13 protein-coding genes and 1 pseudogene are annotated in these 14,835 nt (G+C 71.2%); 10 read left to right on the forward strand and 4 right to left on the reverse strand.

Annotation, left to right across the window (positions count from 1 at the left end):
- A pseudogene (locus tag HY68_RS44545) lies at nucleotides 1–369 on the reverse strand (protease); the annotation flags it as partial.
- 220 nt (nucleotides 370–589) lie between these two features.
- Here HY68_RS44545 and HY68_RS10215 point away from each other — a divergent pair.
- The 3 genes from HY68_RS10215 to HY68_RS10225 all read left to right on the forward strand — a co-directional run bounded on the left by HY68_RS10215 (nucleotide 590) and on the right by HY68_RS10225 (nucleotide 3,302).
- Nucleotides 590–1,393 (forward strand): glycerophosphodiester phosphodiesterase, encoded by an 804-nt coding sequence (locus tag HY68_RS10215; protein WP_041987195.1) that lies wholly within the window; start codon nucleotides 590–592, stop codon nucleotides 1,391–1,393.
- A 59-nt stretch (nucleotides 1,394–1,452) separates the two neighbouring features.
- Nucleotides 1,453–2,100 carry an ATP-binding protein gene (locus tag HY68_RS10220; protein ID WP_078863524.1) on the forward strand — a complete coding sequence of 216 codons (648 nt, stop codon included), beginning with the start codon at nucleotides 1,453–1,455 and terminating at the stop codon, nucleotides 2,098–2,100.
- A 236-nt stretch (nucleotides 2,101–2,336) separates the two neighbouring features.
- Entirely contained in the window at nucleotides 2,337–3,302 is a 966-nt protein-coding gene (locus HY68_RS10225) for a DUF5926 family protein (RefSeq protein ID WP_041987203.1), read from the forward strand.
- Between the two features lie 310 nt (nucleotides 3,303–3,612).
- Here HY68_RS10225 and HY68_RS10230 read toward each other — a convergent pair whose 3' ends face one another.
- Nucleotides 3,613–4,158: a hypothetical protein gene (locus HY68_RS10230; protein WP_041987206.1), complete on the reverse strand. Its 546-nt coding sequence runs from the start codon at nucleotides 4,156–4,158 to the stop codon at nucleotides 3,613–3,615.
- 268 nt (nucleotides 4,159–4,426) lie between these two features.
- Nucleotides 4,427–5,110, reverse strand: a complete 684-nt coding sequence (locus tag HY68_RS10235) for a bifunctional DNA primase/polymerase (protein WP_041987210.1) — start codon at nucleotides 5,108–5,110, stop codon at nucleotides 4,427–4,429.
- Between the two features lie 579 nt (nucleotides 5,111–5,689).
- On the opposite strand from HY68_RS10235, the gene HY68_RS10240 reads away from it, so the two are divergent.
- The gene (locus tag HY68_RS10240) at nucleotides 5,690–7,213 is read left to right on the forward strand and encodes a PP2C family protein-serine/threonine phosphatase (protein WP_078863525.1); all 1,524 of its coding nucleotides are present in this window, start codon (nucleotides 5,690–5,692) and stop codon (nucleotides 7,211–7,213) included.
- 99 nt (nucleotides 7,214–7,312) lie between these two features.
- A complete protein-coding gene (locus HY68_RS10245) occupies nucleotides 7,313–8,803 on the forward strand; it encodes an aminopeptidase P family protein (RefSeq protein ID WP_041987212.1) in 1,491 nt (496 codons plus the stop codon).
- A 44-nt stretch (nucleotides 8,804–8,847) separates the two neighbouring features.
- Here the strand turns inward: HY68_RS10245 and HY68_RS10250 are convergent, their stop codons facing one another.
- Nucleotides 8,848–9,300 (reverse strand): ATP-binding protein, encoded by a 453-nt coding sequence (locus tag HY68_RS10250; RefSeq protein ID WP_041987215.1) that lies wholly within the window; start codon nucleotides 9,298–9,300, stop codon nucleotides 8,848–8,850.
- A gap of 192 nt (nucleotides 9,301–9,492) precedes the next feature.
- Between HY68_RS10250 and HY68_RS10255 the strand changes: the two genes are divergently transcribed.
- The 5 genes from HY68_RS10255 to HY68_RS10275 all read left to right on the forward strand — a co-directional run bounded on the left by HY68_RS10255 (nucleotide 9,493) and on the right by HY68_RS10275 (nucleotide 14,664).
- Nucleotides 9,493–10,398 (forward strand): hypothetical protein, encoded by a 906-nt coding sequence (locus HY68_RS10255; protein WP_041987219.1) that lies wholly within the window; start codon nucleotides 9,493–9,495, stop codon nucleotides 10,396–10,398.
- 151 nt (nucleotides 10,399–10,549) lie between these two features.
- The gene (locus tag HY68_RS10260; RefSeq protein WP_041987224.1) at nucleotides 10,550–11,326 is read left to right on the forward strand and encodes a YcnI family protein; all 777 of its coding nucleotides are present in this window, start codon (nucleotides 10,550–10,552) and stop codon (nucleotides 11,324–11,326) included.
- A gap of 103 nt (nucleotides 11,327–11,429) precedes the next feature.
- Nucleotides 11,430–12,095: an SCO family protein gene (locus HY68_RS10265; RefSeq protein WP_041987227.1), complete on the forward strand. Its 666-nt coding sequence runs from the start codon at nucleotides 11,430–11,432 to the stop codon at nucleotides 12,093–12,095.
- Nucleotides 12,092–12,580, forward strand: a complete 489-nt coding sequence (locus tag HY68_RS10270; RefSeq protein ID WP_041987231.1) for a copper chaperone PCu(A)C — start codon at nucleotides 12,092–12,094, stop codon at nucleotides 12,578–12,580. The genes HY68_RS10265 and HY68_RS10270 overlap by 4 nt, the downstream gene beginning before the upstream one ends.
- A gap of 14 nt (nucleotides 12,581–12,594) precedes the next feature.
- Nucleotides 12,595–14,664: a copper resistance protein CopC gene (locus tag HY68_RS10275; protein WP_041995617.1), complete on the forward strand. Its 2,070-nt coding sequence runs from the start codon at nucleotides 12,595–12,597 to the stop codon at nucleotides 14,662–14,664.
- Nucleotides 14,665–14,835 lie beyond the last annotated feature (171 nt).

Here is a 14,835-nt window from a genome sequence, read left to right on the forward strand (position 1 = left end):
CGGAGGCGGGGTGTCGGGACCGCCCGCCGACGCGTGGCCGTGTCCTTCTCCCTGGCCGGGGCCCTGCCCCTGCCCCTGCCCCTCGCCGTATCCGGGGCCGGGCGACGGCGGCTGGTCGGACGGCCGGTCCTGCGCCGCGTAGCCCGGCTGACCGGGCTGAGCGGGCCGGGCGTGCTGACCGGGCTGGGTCGGCTGACCGGACGGGGCCGGCGGGTGGCCCGGCTGCCCCGGGTACCCCTCCGTCGCCGACGGCTGCTCGTACGCTGCCTCTCGCGGAGCGGACGCGGGTGTGCCATCGGGAGCGGCATCCGGCACGGGAGGTACGGACGGGGCGGCCGGGGCCGCAGTGCCCTCGTTCTCGGTGCTCACAGCTCTTTCTCCTCAAGGTTCCACATCAGTCTTCGGCAAGAGTCCCGCTGTGCAAGTGTCTGCGGTCAGCTTTTCCCACAGCACGTCAGGCCACTGTAAGCAGGACCTGTGCGTATTCACGCCATCCTTTACTTAGGGCAAAAGGGACGCATCCGGAGTCGACCGGCCATAGAACCCCGCCGTTCACCCGGCTACCCCTTCACGATGGCACCATGACGCGGTGACCCAAGCTCGTCAGTCCAGTATTCAGGTCGTCGCTCACCGGGGAGCGTCCGAGGACGCCCCCGAGCACACCCTCGCCGCCTACACGAAGGCCATCGAGGACGGTGCGGACGCCCTGGAGTGCGACGTACGGCTCACCGCCGACGGACACCTCGTCTGCGTCCACGACCGCCGCGTGAACCGCACGTCCAACGGCCGCGGCGCCGTATCGGCCCTGGAGCTGGCCGACCTCGCCACCCTCGACTTCGGCTCGTGGAAGGACAGCGAGGAGAGCCCCGACTGGCGCGATCCGGAGCTCACCTCCGTACTGACGCTGGAGCGCCTGCTGGAGCTCGTGGCCGACGCCGGGCGTCCCGTGCAGCTCGCCATCGAGACCAAGCACCCCACCCGCTGGGCGGGCCAGGTCGAGGAGCGGCTGCTCCAGCTGCTGGGCCGGTTCGGTCTCGACGGACGGCCGGAACCCGGCGAATCGTCCGTACGGGTCATGAGCTTCTCCGCGCGCTCCCTGCACCGCATCGCCTACGCGGCGCCCCAGCTGCCCACCGTGTACCTCATGCAGTTCGTCTCACCCCGGCTGCGCGACGGCCGGCTGCCGGCCGGGGCGCGGATCGCGGGCCCCGGGATGCGGATCGTGCGCAACCACCCGGGGTACATCGCGCGGCTGCACCGGGCCGGTCACCGTGTCCATGTCTGGACGGTGAACGAGCCGGAGGACGTCGACCTCTGTGTACGCCTCGGAGTCGAAGCCATCATTACGAACCGTCCCAAACAGGTACTTTCCCAGCTCGGCCGCGCGGTCTGAGCGGCGGAACCGCCACAGGGAGTGCACCGGCGCGTTCGGTCCGCTGCCGGCCGTTACGAATGCGTCAAAGGGTCGCCCTTGGCCGGTTTCCGGTCCAGGCCAATGGGGCATCCACACCGTGGCGTGGGGCGAAGGAGGTCTCGGGGGTGGCATTCGTGGTGGCACAGGAAGTGCCGACGTCGTCCAGCATGGCCGTGACCCACGGCCCTGCGGGCGTGGGCGAAGCCCGGCATCGTATGCGGGAGCAGTTGCACCGCAGCGGCATGTCGGACTCGGTCGTGGACGACGCTGTTCTGATCCTGTCCGAACTGCTCAGCAACGCCTGGCGGCACGGCAGGCCGCTGGGCCACACGGAGATCGGCGACGGCGACATCCGTGCCGCCTGGCAGGTCGACAAGTCCGGCCGGCTGACGGTCGAGGTGACGGACGGCGGCGGCCCGACCCGGCCCGTTCCGTCGACCCCCTCGGTCACGGCGCGCGGCGGCCGCGGGCTGAACATCATCACGGCGCTCGCGCAGGACTGGGGCGTACGGGACAGCGCGTCCGGCGAGGTCACGGTCTGGGCGCTCGTCAACGAGGGACACCGCCGCGAGGCGCAGCGCCGCGAGGACTTCGCGAGCCGTATCGCGGCACCCGGGCTGCGCGGGCTCGACGGCCTCGACGGGCTGGACTTCGCGGATGCCTTCGACTTCGAGGACGCGGACTGAGCGGATCGCTCGTCCCTGACCTCCGGTCCGTCCCTTACGAGGACGGCCGCCGCGCTCTCCGCGCGAGCGAGGGCCGGTGCGGGTGCGGGGTGCGGGTGCGCGTGATGTACGGGTGATGCACGGGCGACCGCACCGCGGCCCCGCGTGCCGGGAGCCGCGACAGCACGAAGCCCGTCGGGAGGGGCGCTAGGCTCGCGGCCTGTACCGCATCGCCGCTCCCGGGAGAAAGCCACACCATGGCCAAGAAGCGCCCCCAGACCAAGGCCACGAAGGCGCAGCTCAACGACGGGCCGATCCCGGTGGTCGGGGCCCGCGAGCCCTGTCCGTGCGGCTCGGGCCGCCGCTACAAGGCATGTCACGGCCGGGCCGCGGCGCACGCCGTCACGGAGCTGGTCCAGCGCCCGTTCGAAGGACTCGCCGGCGAGTGCGACTGGGTCGCGATGCGCGAGCTGGTCCCGGCGGCGACGGCGGAGCTGACGCTCAAGGACGGGCTGCCCGAAGGCGTGCCCTCCGTGACGCTCGCGACCGTACTGCCCATGGCATGGCCCGCGCTGCGCCGCGACGACGGTTCGGTGCTGCTCGCCCTGCAGAACGACACCTCGTCCGGCGACCTGAGCCGCGATCTCGCCGACACCCTGCAGCGCGCGCTGGTCGCCGAACCCGGCAACCCCGTTGCCGCCGAGCGGGTTTCGGCCGACGGTCCGCGGTTGCAGGATCTCCTCGACCCGGACGCGGACTTCACACCGGTCGTGCACCCGGGCTTCGAGTTCTGGGTGCCGGACGCGGAGAACGCGTCCGCCGAGGTGACGGCCTCCCTGGAGCGCGCCAACGCGGCGGCGATCCCGACCGTGCTGCTCAGCGGCTCGGACGCCGCGTACTGGTGCGAGACGCCGGAGAAGAACCATCTGCGCTGGGTGATGCCGTACCCGGAGGAGAAGCTGCTCGACGCGCTCGCGCGGCTGCACGCGGCCGGCACCTCCGACCTCGGCGAAGGGACCCGGCTCGTCGGCTCCTTCCGGGCGCACGGCGTGACGGTGCCGGTGTGGGACCTGCCGACGACGATGGGCGCGGACGACTGTGAGAAGCCCGCGGCGGAGTTCGCCGAGCGGCTGACCGCCGCGCTCGCCGTCGACGCGCCGCTGACCGGCGACGAGCGCCGGGCGCGCGGCGGCCTCACCAACCGCCAGGTGACGCTGAGCTGACGGTGGGACGGCGCCCGTACGGCGTTCGTACGACACCCGGCACGACCACCGGCACGGCCTCCGCGTGACAGTGGGCGCGGAGGCGGTGGCGATCCGTGTCCGTGACACGCGACCGGCATGCGCGGGTGCGGTGAGACCGGTCACACGCTTTCTGCGCAAGTGCCGTACTGGCAGGTAATTCGATGCGTGAATATGCCGGATCGAATTTGCTAACCGCCGATCTCTTGTTACGGTTCTAGGAGCCCGGTCGCTGGTGCATCCCCCGTCGCCAGCGACCGGGTCTTTTCATGCGCCGACGGCTGCCGGGGTGTCAACGCCCCCCAGGCTCCGTCGAGTTGCTGCCCGACCTCAGCAGCAGCGGACCGACGTCCGTGCCGTCGACCGGCGTCGCGAACTCCGCCACCGCCGTGTACTGCGCCGATCCCCCGGCGGACGGTTCCCTGGGTGTCTCACACGTCGCCGGGTCGTCCTGCGCCTCGACGGCGCAGTGTGTCTGTACGGTCCGTCCGCCGGGTCCCATGAGGCTGAGTGCCGCGAGCAGTTCGCCGCCCGACGTGTTGCGGTAGTACGTACGCGCCCATGTGTCGGGCGCCTCGGTCAGCACGCAGGTCTGCGCCTCGATCCCCTCGGGAGAGGTCACTTCGGGCCCGCACCGCTCGGCCGTACGCACCGGAGACATGTCGCGCGGCGCCCGCGCGGCACCCGGCTGAGCACCGCCGGGCGCCTTCGCGTCACTCGCCATGTCATGGGCACGCGGCGCCTCGGCGTCCTTGCCCGCAGGTCCCGCCGACGCCACCAGCGGCAGCAGCGCCGCGACCACCACGACGGCGGCGAGCCCGAGCATGCGGAGGTTCATGGCGGGGCCCACCTGTCACTGCCGGGAGTTCGCTGCGGTCGGCAAAAGATAACGGCGGATCGAAGCGGGCCACGGCGCCGCGCGCCCAATTCCCGTACAACTGGGATCCGCTCGCACCCGTACGAGTGACGAAACGCCGACGGGCGGGCCGACGGGCCCGCCCGCAGTCGTCTGCGTAGCTCTGCTGCTCGGTGAACGAGAGCTCAGGTGCTCGGTGCGCGAGAACTCAGGTGCTCAGAGTGCTCAGGTACTCAGGTACTCAGGGTGCTCAGTACGCGAGCCTGCTGCCGCCGTCCGGCGCGCTCGTACTCGCCTCGACCAGCGCGTCCACCACAGCCTCCACCCCCGGCAGCCACGGCGCCGCGGAACCCGGCAGGGGAGCCCGCTCCCAGCGGACCTGACCGCCGGCGGCCTCGGACGGCGGCAGGACGATGTAGCCGCCCTCCCCGTGGAACCGCAGCGAGCTGGGCACCCAGTCCTTCGCGTACAGCAGCTCGCCGAGCTGTTCCAGGGAGTACGGGGCGACCAGCAGCGACCAGCGCGTGGGCGTCGCGACGACCGGGCCGAGCCGCATGCCCATCCCGTCCAGCTCCGCCAGGGCGCGGGCTGCGGCGACCGCCGGCAGGCTCACGGCGCACGGCGCACTGCCGCCGGTGGCCAGCACGATCGGGGCCGCCGGGCGGTTCTGCCACCACCAGCGCACCATGCGCCCGTCGGTGGTCGCCGCCAGCAGCCCGGGGTCGAAGGGGTGTGCGCCGGGTACGACGCACTCGGGGTCCGGGCAGGCGCAGCCGCGCCCGCGCGCTCCCCGGCCGCCGGCCGATTTCAGGCCCGCGCCCGGCAGTACGGGCCAGTTCCACGCCGTGGCGCAGGTGAGCGCCGCTTCGAGTTGGGCAGGCATCCCATTGCGCCGGAGCCGCAGCCTGCGTCGCCTTCCGAGGATCTCGCGCATGAGCGCTCGTTCCTTTCCGTTGAACGCCGAGGTCCACATGACACTGACACCATGTGTGTGCATCACTTCGCTGTGCGTACTCGCTGTGCGTATTCGCTCTGCGTACACGTGTGTGCCGTCGACGCCGCGTCCGTAACGCCGCGCCCATGACACTGTGCGTTTGACACTGTGCACTTGACGCTATGCCCGTGACGCCGTGATCGGACCGAGCTTGACTGTATTCCGCGAGTTTCCGCGAATTGCCGCGAACGGATGGCGAGTGGTGGCGTGCGCATGGCGCTCGCTGTTCCGCTGTGCTGTCCTCGCCACTCCGGGGGATGGGGCACGGCCTACGGCGGTTAAGACGCCCGGGCCGACCGCCAGGTTCCGGGGCGGTCCCAACTGCCCCTGTCCGTCACCGTTTACGTACCCATCACGTTCGGAATGACGCTCCACCGGGGGCGGCGTATGCACGTCGGCCCTGGCAGATCCCCTGTTGAGCGTCCTCAGTCGACAGCAAAACCAAGCCAGGTGGGTCATTTTTCGGCCAACTTGATTCGGCTCGGCTGCGCCACGGACACCGGCCGTCCCCCCAGGACAATGCTGGACATTAACGCTGTTGTGCGTGTACATGTGGATGCATCGACAGCTGCGCGAAATGACCTGAGGTTTTGCCCGACTGTCGAGCGAAACGCACCAGTCAGAAAGTCGGCTGCCATGAGCGCTCCGAACATGCCGAAAGTGGCTGGAATCGATTCCACAGTTCCGGCCCCCGCTCACACTGTCCCGCCTCTCGACGATCTCCAGGCCCCGCCGGTCGTACTGATCCAGGACCGGCTGGCCGGCTGGGTCTCCGATCTGACCACCCTCCACGAACTCACCGAGCGGCTCACCAGGACCCGTTCCCTGGCGGACGCCCTCGACGAGCTGCTGCGGGCGGGCGCCGCGCTGGTCGGCGCCAGGCGGGGGCTGGCCGTGCTCGAACCGGCCGACGGCCTCGGCCCCGTCACCACCCTCGGCCTCGGTCTCGCCCATGCCGACCTCGGCCATCTGGAGACGGTGCCGCGCGGCGTCACGTCGCTCGGCCCGCTCCTCGACAGCTCGGGCGCCCCCGCCGAACACGTCGCCGTACCCGACCTGCTCGCCGACAGCGCCCTCGACCCGCGCCACCGCGAGGTGGCCGCCCGGCTCGGATACGGCGCCAGTTACGGCGTACCGCTGGCCACCGACCCCGGGAGCAACGAGGCGGGCGAGCCGACGGGGGCCGCGCCCGTCAAGCTCGGCGCGGCGATCTGGCTGTACGACGAGCCGGCCGAGCCGATGGAACGCCAGCGCCACCTGATCTCGCTCTACGCCCGGTACGCGGGCGAGCATCTGGCCCGGCTGCTGGAGCTGGAGCGGGCCCGCGCGCGGGTCGCCACCATCGCCGACGAACTGCTGCCGGGGAGGCTCCCCCGGGTCTCCGGCGTCCAGCTCGCCGTGTGCCACCGCACCGGGCCGCGCGGCGGCGGCGACTGGTACGACGCGCTGCCGCTCCCGGAGGGCGCGCTCGGCCTCGCCGTCGGCTCGGTGAGCGGTTCGGGACCCAGCGCCGTGGCGGCGATGGGCCGGCTGCGCGCCTCGCTGCGGGCGTACGCGGTGATGGAGGGCGAGGACCCGGTCGCCGTCCTGTCCGATCTGGAGCTGCTGCTGCGGCTGACCGAGCCGGCCCGTACGGCCACCGCGCTGTTCGCGTACGCGGAGCCGGTGCGGCGGAAGATCGTGCTGGCCGGGGCGGGACACGCGCCGCCGCTGGTCGTCGGGGACCGGCGTACGGAGTTCGTCGAGACGTCGCTCTCGGCGCCGCTGGGGATGCTGGCGTGCTGGGAGGCGCCGAGCGTGGAGCTGTATCCCGAACCAGGAGAAACGGTGCTGCTGTACACCGACGGGCTGCTGCGGCGCACCGGCGAGCCGATGGACCGCGCCTACGCCCGGCTGCACGCGGCGGCGGCGAGTGTGCCGCGCGCGCTGCGGGACGATCCGGCGGCGGTCGCCGGGCACGTCCTGCGGACCGTCCTGCCCGACCTGCCGCCGGCCGGTGACCCGATGGAGGACATCGTGCTGCTGGCCGCCCGCTTCGACTGATTTCTCACATCACACACGCAGCGACCTGGGCCGTCTTGCCCTCGCACATACGATGGAAAACGGTCCAATGCCGGGCCGGTGTCGTAGCGAGGAGAAGACGTGGCTGAGGAGCTCACCCCGGAGCACCTGGAACTGCCGGAGACGGAACCAGTGCTCCCGGAGGCGGAAGAAGAGCCGATCAAGCAGCGGAAGAACGGACTGTACCCCGGCGTGTCCGACGAGCTCGCGGAAAACATGAAGTCAGGCTGGGCCGACACCGAGCTGCACGGCCTGGAGCCGATCGCGCAGGCGGCCGAGACCGCGGCGCGCCGCGCGGCGCTGTCCGCGCGCTTCCCCGGTGAGCGGCTGGTCATCCCGGCGGGCCGGCTCAAGACCCGGTCCAACGACACCGACTACGTCTTCCGCGCCTCCACCGAGTACGCGTATCTCACCGGCGACCAGACGCAGGACGGCGTCCTGGTGCTGGAGCCGGCCGGCGAAGGGCACACCGCCACCGTCTATCTGCTGCCGCGCTCCAACCGGGAGAACGGCGAGTTCTGGCTGGACGGCCAGGGCGAGCTGTGGGTCGGCCGCCGACACTCCCTGGCCGAGGCGGAGCAACTGCTCGGCGTTCCCGCCAAGGACGTGAGGGAACTGCCCGCGGCGCTGACCGAGGCGACGGGCCCGGTCCGTAACGTACGCGGGCACGACGCCGTCATCGAGGCCGCGCTGAGCGACAAGGTCACCGCCGAGCGCGACGAGGAGCTGCGCGTCTACCTCTCCGAGGCGCGCGCGGTGAAGGACGACTTCGAGATCGGCGAGCTGCAGAAGGCCGTCGACTCGACCGTGCGCGGCTTCGAGGACGTGGTGAAGGTCCTCGACAAGGCCGAGGCCACCAGCGAGCGGTACATCGAGGGCACGTTCTTCCTGCGCGCCAGGGTCGAGGGCAACGACATCGGCTACGGCTCGATCTGCGCGGCCGGACCGCACGCCACGACGCTGCACTGGGTACGCAACGACGGCGACGTACGCTCCGGCGATCTGCTGCTGCTCGACGCCGGTGTGGAGACCCACACCCTCTACACCGCCGACGTCACGCGCACACTGCCGATCGACGGCCGGTTCAACGAGCTGCAGCGGAAGATCTACGACGCGGTGTACGAGGCGCAGGAGGCCGGCATCGCCGCGGTCAAGCCGGGCGCCAAGTACCGCGACTTCCACGACGCGGCGCAGCGCGTGCTCGCCGAGAAGCTCGTCGAGTGGGGGCTGCTGGAAGGGCCGGTGGAGCAGGTCCTGGAGCTGGGCCTGCAGCGCCGCTGGACCCTGCACGGCACGGGCCACATGCTCGGCCTGGACGTCCACGACTGCGCCGCCGCGCGCAGGGAGGTGTACGCCGAGGGGACGCTGGAGCCCGGCATGTGCCTCACCGTCGAGCCGGGGCTCTACTTCCAGCCCGACGATCTGACGGTGCCCGAGGAGTACCGCGGCATCGGGGTGCGGATCGAGGACGATCTCGTCGTCACCGAGGACGGCAACCGGAATCTGTCGGCGGGGCTGCCGCGGCGCTCCGACGAGGTCGAGGCCTGGATGGCGGAGCTCAAGCGGTCGTAACGCGCGAGCGGCCGGCCAGCGCCTGCGAGGCAGGCAGGCGGGCGCTAGCCGGCCCGCAGCAGCGCGTCCTCGCGCCACTTCAGGGTCTTGTCGAAGCTGACGACGGCGCCCTGGCCCGGACGGTTGCGGAAGTGCACGTGGTCGGCGAGCTGCTCGATCAGACACAGCCCCCGGCCGCTCTCCGCGGTGAGGGGCGCGGGCGCCGGGCGTCTGACCACCCGGCGGGCGGGGAAGCCGGGGCCGGAGTCGGCCACTTCGATACGGCACGTCGCGCCGTCCAGATACGCGGTCACCCGGTAACCCCCGGGCGCCTCGCCCGTCCCTTCGTCCCCGCCGTGCTCAACGGCGTTGGCACAGGCCTCGGTGAGCGCGACCGACAGGTCGAAGGAGATGTCGGGATCGACGCCCGCGGTGTCCATGGCGTCGAGCAGAAGGCGGCGGGCGAGTGGAACACTCGCGGCTTCGCGCCGCAAATGGAGAGACCACCAGATGCTCATGCTCCAGCCTCCTGGCTGCGGCTCGACATACCGATACGTATTGCCCTTCCGGACCCTCCGTAAGCGCGCCGGGGGTGTGAGACCCCTCATTCGGCGGACGCGTATGTGACGTAGAGCGGTGTATGGGACGGAGGCTGACCTTCCGGACCTGCCCTACGGAGCGGGGGGACGCAGTGCGATGATGAGCCCGCCATGTCTGCCCCTGTCGCACACGCAGGAACCGGCCCCCGGCTGGTAAGGGCCGCGGTGTTCACCGCGGTCTGTCTTGTGCTGTCCGCGACGGGACACGTCGTCGCCGCCTGTGCGCCCGTGCCGTGGTGGACCCTGCTGGCCGGCTTCCTCCTGCTGTTCGCCGTGGTGGCGCCACTCGCCGGACGGCCGCGTTCCACCGCGACCATCGTGTCGGCCCTGACGGCCGGACAGCTCGGTCTGCACAGCCTGTTCGGACTCGGCCAGCAGCACATGGTGATGCCGGCCGGCGGCAACGACGCACTGGTCAGGATGGCGGCGAAGCTGCTCTGCGGAGCCGGCCCCGCCTCACTCAGCCATGTCGACGCGCAGCGGATCGTGGCCGAGGCCGGCATCGGCACGTCAGGCGCCTCCGGTGTACCGGGCCTGTCCGGTACGGCGGGCACGGCGCACGGCATGGCCGGTATGGCGGGCATGCCCGGGATGGACACGCACGGCGGCCCGATGGCCATGGCTCCCGCCGCCGGTACCGCCGCCGGGCTACTGCCCTCGCTCCCCATGGTGCTCGCGCACCTGCTCGCCGCTCTCGCGACGGGCTGGCTGCTGCGCCGCGGGGACCTCGCACTGGTCAGGATCGCGCGGCTCTCCGCCCGGCTCTCGGCGCAGGGCATCGGCGAGGTCAGGGAGAGCGTGGCGGAAAGCCTTACGGACAGCGCCCAACTGCGCGCCCTGCGGGCCGCTTTCACGCTGGCCCGCGCCCTGCTGGCCGGGCTGCCCTGCGGCTCGGCGCCCGAGACCGCACGGGCCGCGCGCTTCTCGTACGAACCACCGCCCGCACCTGCCGGGCGGGCACTCCAGCACACGGTGATCAGGCGCGGCCCGCCGGCCGCACTCGCCCTCGCAGCCTGAAGCGACGCCCTCCGCACTCTCCGCCCGTCGGGACGCCATGTCCCGCAGGGGATCGGGGCGGTGTCGCGATGCCGCCGTGCGGACGCACGCCGGCGCCTGTTCTGCCTCCGTCCTCCTCCCACAGCCACTGGAGTGTTCTGTGTTCCCAGCCGTGAAGTTCTCAGCCGCGAAGTTCCCAGCCGCGAAGACCGCCCGTTTCGCCGTCGCGGGCGGTGTGGCCGCCGCTTCCGTCCTGCTGCTCGCCGGACCCGCGTCCGCCCACGTCGGCGTGTCGGCGGCGGGCGAGGCCGCCAAGGGCGGCTCGGCCATCATCAACTTCAAGGTGCCGAACGAGCGCGACGACGCCACGACCACCAAGGTCGAGGTCAACATCCCGGCGGACCACCCGCTGGCCTCCGTGATGCCGGAGCCGATCCCCGGCTGGAAGATCGACATCGTCAAGACCAAGCTCGCCAAGCCGATCGACCTGCACGGCTCACCGGTCAACGAGGCGGTCTCGAAGGTCACCTGGACCGCCGACGCCAAGAGCTCGATCCCGGCGGGGCAGTTCCAGCTCTTCCCGCTGTCCGTGAGCCCGCTGCCCACGGACACCGACCAGCTGGTGTTCAAGGCCATCCAGACGTACTCCAACAAGGAGGTCGTCCGGTGGATCGAGGAGCCGAAGGAAGGCGCGGCCGAGCCGGAGAACCCGGCGCCCGTGCTGAAGCTGACCGCCGCCGCCCCCGAGGACGGACACGGCGGGGCTGCCGACAGCAAGGCCAGTGACACCGCCGCCAAGCAGGACGACACGAAGGCCGGTACGACCGCGGCCTCGTCCGACTCGGACAGCAGCGACAACCTCGCGCGGGTCCTCGGCATCGTCGGCATCGTCGTCGGCATCGCCGGTGTGGCCTTCGGCGTACTCGCCGGCCGGCGCCGCACCGCCTGACGCACCAAGCACCCGCGGCGCGCGAGGCTGGGACGGCATGCCATCCATGGCGTCCCGGCCCCGCGTGCCCGGTGCCCCGCACACCACCACCAGGAAATACCTCATGCGTAAGAAGACAGTCCCGCTCGCCGCCACCCTCGCGGTACTCACCGCGCTCACCCTCACCGCCTGTGGCAGCGACGGCGACAGCAACGACTCCTCCTCCAAAGCGATCGCCGACGTCTCGCAGCCGGCCGACAAACCGGCGACCGTGCTCGACACCCCCTTCAAGAAGCCGGACCTCGTCCTCAAGGACACCCACGGCAAGCCGTACGACCTGCGCGAGCGCACCAAGGGCAAGCCCACGCTGATCTACTTCGGCTACACGCACTGCCCGGACATCTGCCCGCTGACGATGAGCAACCTCGCCATCGCGCGGAAGTCGCTCACCAAGGCAGAGCAGGCGCAGCTGCAGGTCGTCTTCGTCACCACCGACCCGGACAGGGACACCCCGGCCGAACTCGGCAAGTGGCTGCCCAGCGCGGGCGACCCGTCCTTCGTCGGCCTGACCGGCGACTTCCCCACGATCCAGGCCGGCGCCCGCCAGCTCGGCATCGACGTCGAACCGCCGGAGAAGCACAAGGACGGCACGATCACGTCCACGCACGGCGCCCAGGTCATCGCCTTCTCGCCGAAGACCGACGGCGGATACGTGCTGTACGACTCGGAGGCGACGGCCGACGACTACACCAAGGACCTGCCCAAGCTCGTCAAGGGAGAGACGCCGTGAACCGGCGCGCCCCGCTGACGGTCGCCATAGGTCTCACCGCCGCACTGGCCCTGGCGGGCTGCTCGGCGGACTCCTCGGCGAACTCCTCGGTCGACGCCGGCAAGGCGTCCGGCGCGAAGCCCGAACTGAAGGTCACCGGCGCCTATATGCCGCAGCCCCCCGTCACCGACCTGGCGGCCGGATTCCTCATCGTCACCAACGACGGCGGCGCCGACAAACTGACCTCTGTCACCAGCGACATCTCCGACAACATCTCCATCCACCAGACCGTCAACGACCGGATGCAAGAGGTCACGTCGTTCGGAATTCCCGCCGACGGCACTCTTGATCTGGAACGTGGTGGCAACCACATCATGTTCATGGACCTCAAGCGGAAGCCCTTGCAGGGCCAGAAGGTCGACGTCGTACTGCACTTCGAGAAGTCCGGACCGGTCACGGTCGAGCTTCCCGTGAAGGAGCCCACGTACAACCCGCCCAAGCAGTGAGGGATCAGGACGCCATGACAGCCACCGCCCCACGCTTCGGACCGCCATCCCTGACGGTGCGACTGCTGCTCGTCGTCTCCGTGCTCGTCGGGACCGTCTTCACGGTCCTGTCCGGTACGGCGTCGGCGCACGCCGCTCTCACCGCCAGCGATCCGGCGGACGGGGCGGTGGTTGCCACTGCTCCCAAGGACATCACCCTCACTTTCTCCGAAGAGGTCTCTCTCGGCGACAACGGTGTCCGCGTACTCGACCCGGCCGGCAAGCGCGCCGACGCGGGCAAGGTCCGGAGCGCCGGCGGGGGTTCGGGCGCCCGTTACGCCGTCGCCCTGCACGCGGGCGTGCCCGACGGCACGTACACCGTCGCCTGGCAGGCCGTCTCCGCCGACAGCCATCCGGTCTCCGGCGCCTTCACCTTCTCCATCGGGGCGCCGTCCAAGACCACCGTCCATGTCTCCGACGACGAGGCGGGCGGCGGACTCGTCGGTGTCCTGTACGGGGCCGCCCGCTATGCCTCGTACGCCGGGTTCATCCTCCTCGTCGGTGGCGCGGCCTTCGTGCTCGGCTGCTGGCAGCGCGGCGCGAGCGCCCGGCCGCTGCAACGGCTCGTCGTACGCGGCTGGGTCACGATCACCGCCGCCACTCTCGTCCTGCTGTTGCTGCGCACCCCCTACACCGGCTCCGGCAAACTCGCCGACGCCTTCGATCTCGGCGGACTCCAGGACGTACTCGCCACGAAGGAGGGAGCGGCCCTCATCTCCAGGCTGCTGCTCCTGGGCGCGGCAGCCCTCTTCATCGCCGTGCTCTTCGGCGCCTACGCCAAGCGTGAGGTGGCCGCCGGGAGCGAGCAGCCCGATGGCGAACACACCGACAGTGAGCAGCCCGACAGCGAGCAGCCCGGCACGGACGCGGGCAAGGAGAAGCAGGACCTCACCTTCGGCCTCGCGATAGGCGGCGCCGTCGTCGCGGCGGGGATCGCCGCGACGTGGGCGCTGTCCGAGCACGCGTCGACCGGGATCCAGCCCGGCCTCGCCATGCCCGTCGATGTCATCCACCTGCTGGCCGTGGCCACCTGGCTGGGCGGTCTCACCGCCCTGCTCGTCGCTCTCTACCGCACTCCCTATATAGAGGCAGCGGCCGTACGGCGCTTCTCCGGCACCGCCTTCGTCAGTGTCGTCGTACTCGCCGCCTCCGGCCTCTACCAGAGCTGGCGGCAGGTCGGGTCGTGGTCGGCGCTCGGGGGAACCTCATACGGACAACTCCTTCTGGTCAAGGTCGGGCTTGTCGCCGTGCTCGTGGGGATCGCCTACTTCTCCCGGCGGTGGACGGGACGGCTGGCGACGACGGCCCAGGAAGCGGTCGCGGAGACGGAGGCCGGGTCCGAGTCCGCCATCGCGACCGATACCGAAGCCGCTCAGGAGACCGAGAGCGTGGCCGTCCCGGCCGCCGCCTCGGCGGGCACAGCGGCTGATACGGAGACCGGGACCGCCGCGCCGGTCGGTGACACCCGTAGAGCTACCCAGCTGGAACGGCAGAAAGCGGCGTTGGCGACTGCACGCCAAAAGCGGCTGCGTGACGCCGATCCGAGCCGTTCAGGACTGCGCCGTTCCGTCCTGGCCGAGGCCGGTGTGGCCGTCGTCCTCCTCGCCGTCACCACCATCCTCACCACCACCGAACCCGGCCGCACCGCCGAGCAGGAAGCGGACCGCACCGGCGGCGCGAGCACCGCGGCGCCCGCCACAGCGGGTCCCGTGGACGTCCTGCTGCCCTTCGACACCGGCGGCGAGAACGGCAAGGGCACGGCGGAGGTCTACATCAGCCCCGCCCGCTCCGGTGACAACCTGATGCACATCTACGTCAACGGCCCCGACAAGCAGCCGCTCGACGTCCCCGAGGTACGGGCCTCCATCACCCTGAAGGCGCAGAAGATCGGCCCGCTGCCCATCGCGCCCAAGCGGTTCGCCCCTGGACACTGGAGCGCGGAGAACATCCAGATCCCGTTGCCGGGCGAGTGGCAGCTCCAAGTCACCGTCCGCACCTCCGACATCGACGAGCAGACCGTCTACAAGAACGTCAAGATCGGCTGAACCACCGTGAGCGAGACCTCCACAGGCCAGGACCAGGACCGGGACCAGGGCCAAGACCGGGACCAGGGCCACCCTGCCGGCACCGGCAGCGGCACCGGCAGCGGCGTTTCCAGGCGGCGCGTGCTCGGGACTGCGGGCGCCGCCGGGGCGGCCGGGCTGGTGCTCGGCGCC

The organism is Streptomyces sp. AcH 505 (genome assembly GCF_000818175.1).
Taxonomy (GTDB): Bacteria; Actinomycetota; Actinomycetes; order Streptomycetales; family Streptomycetaceae; genus Streptomyces.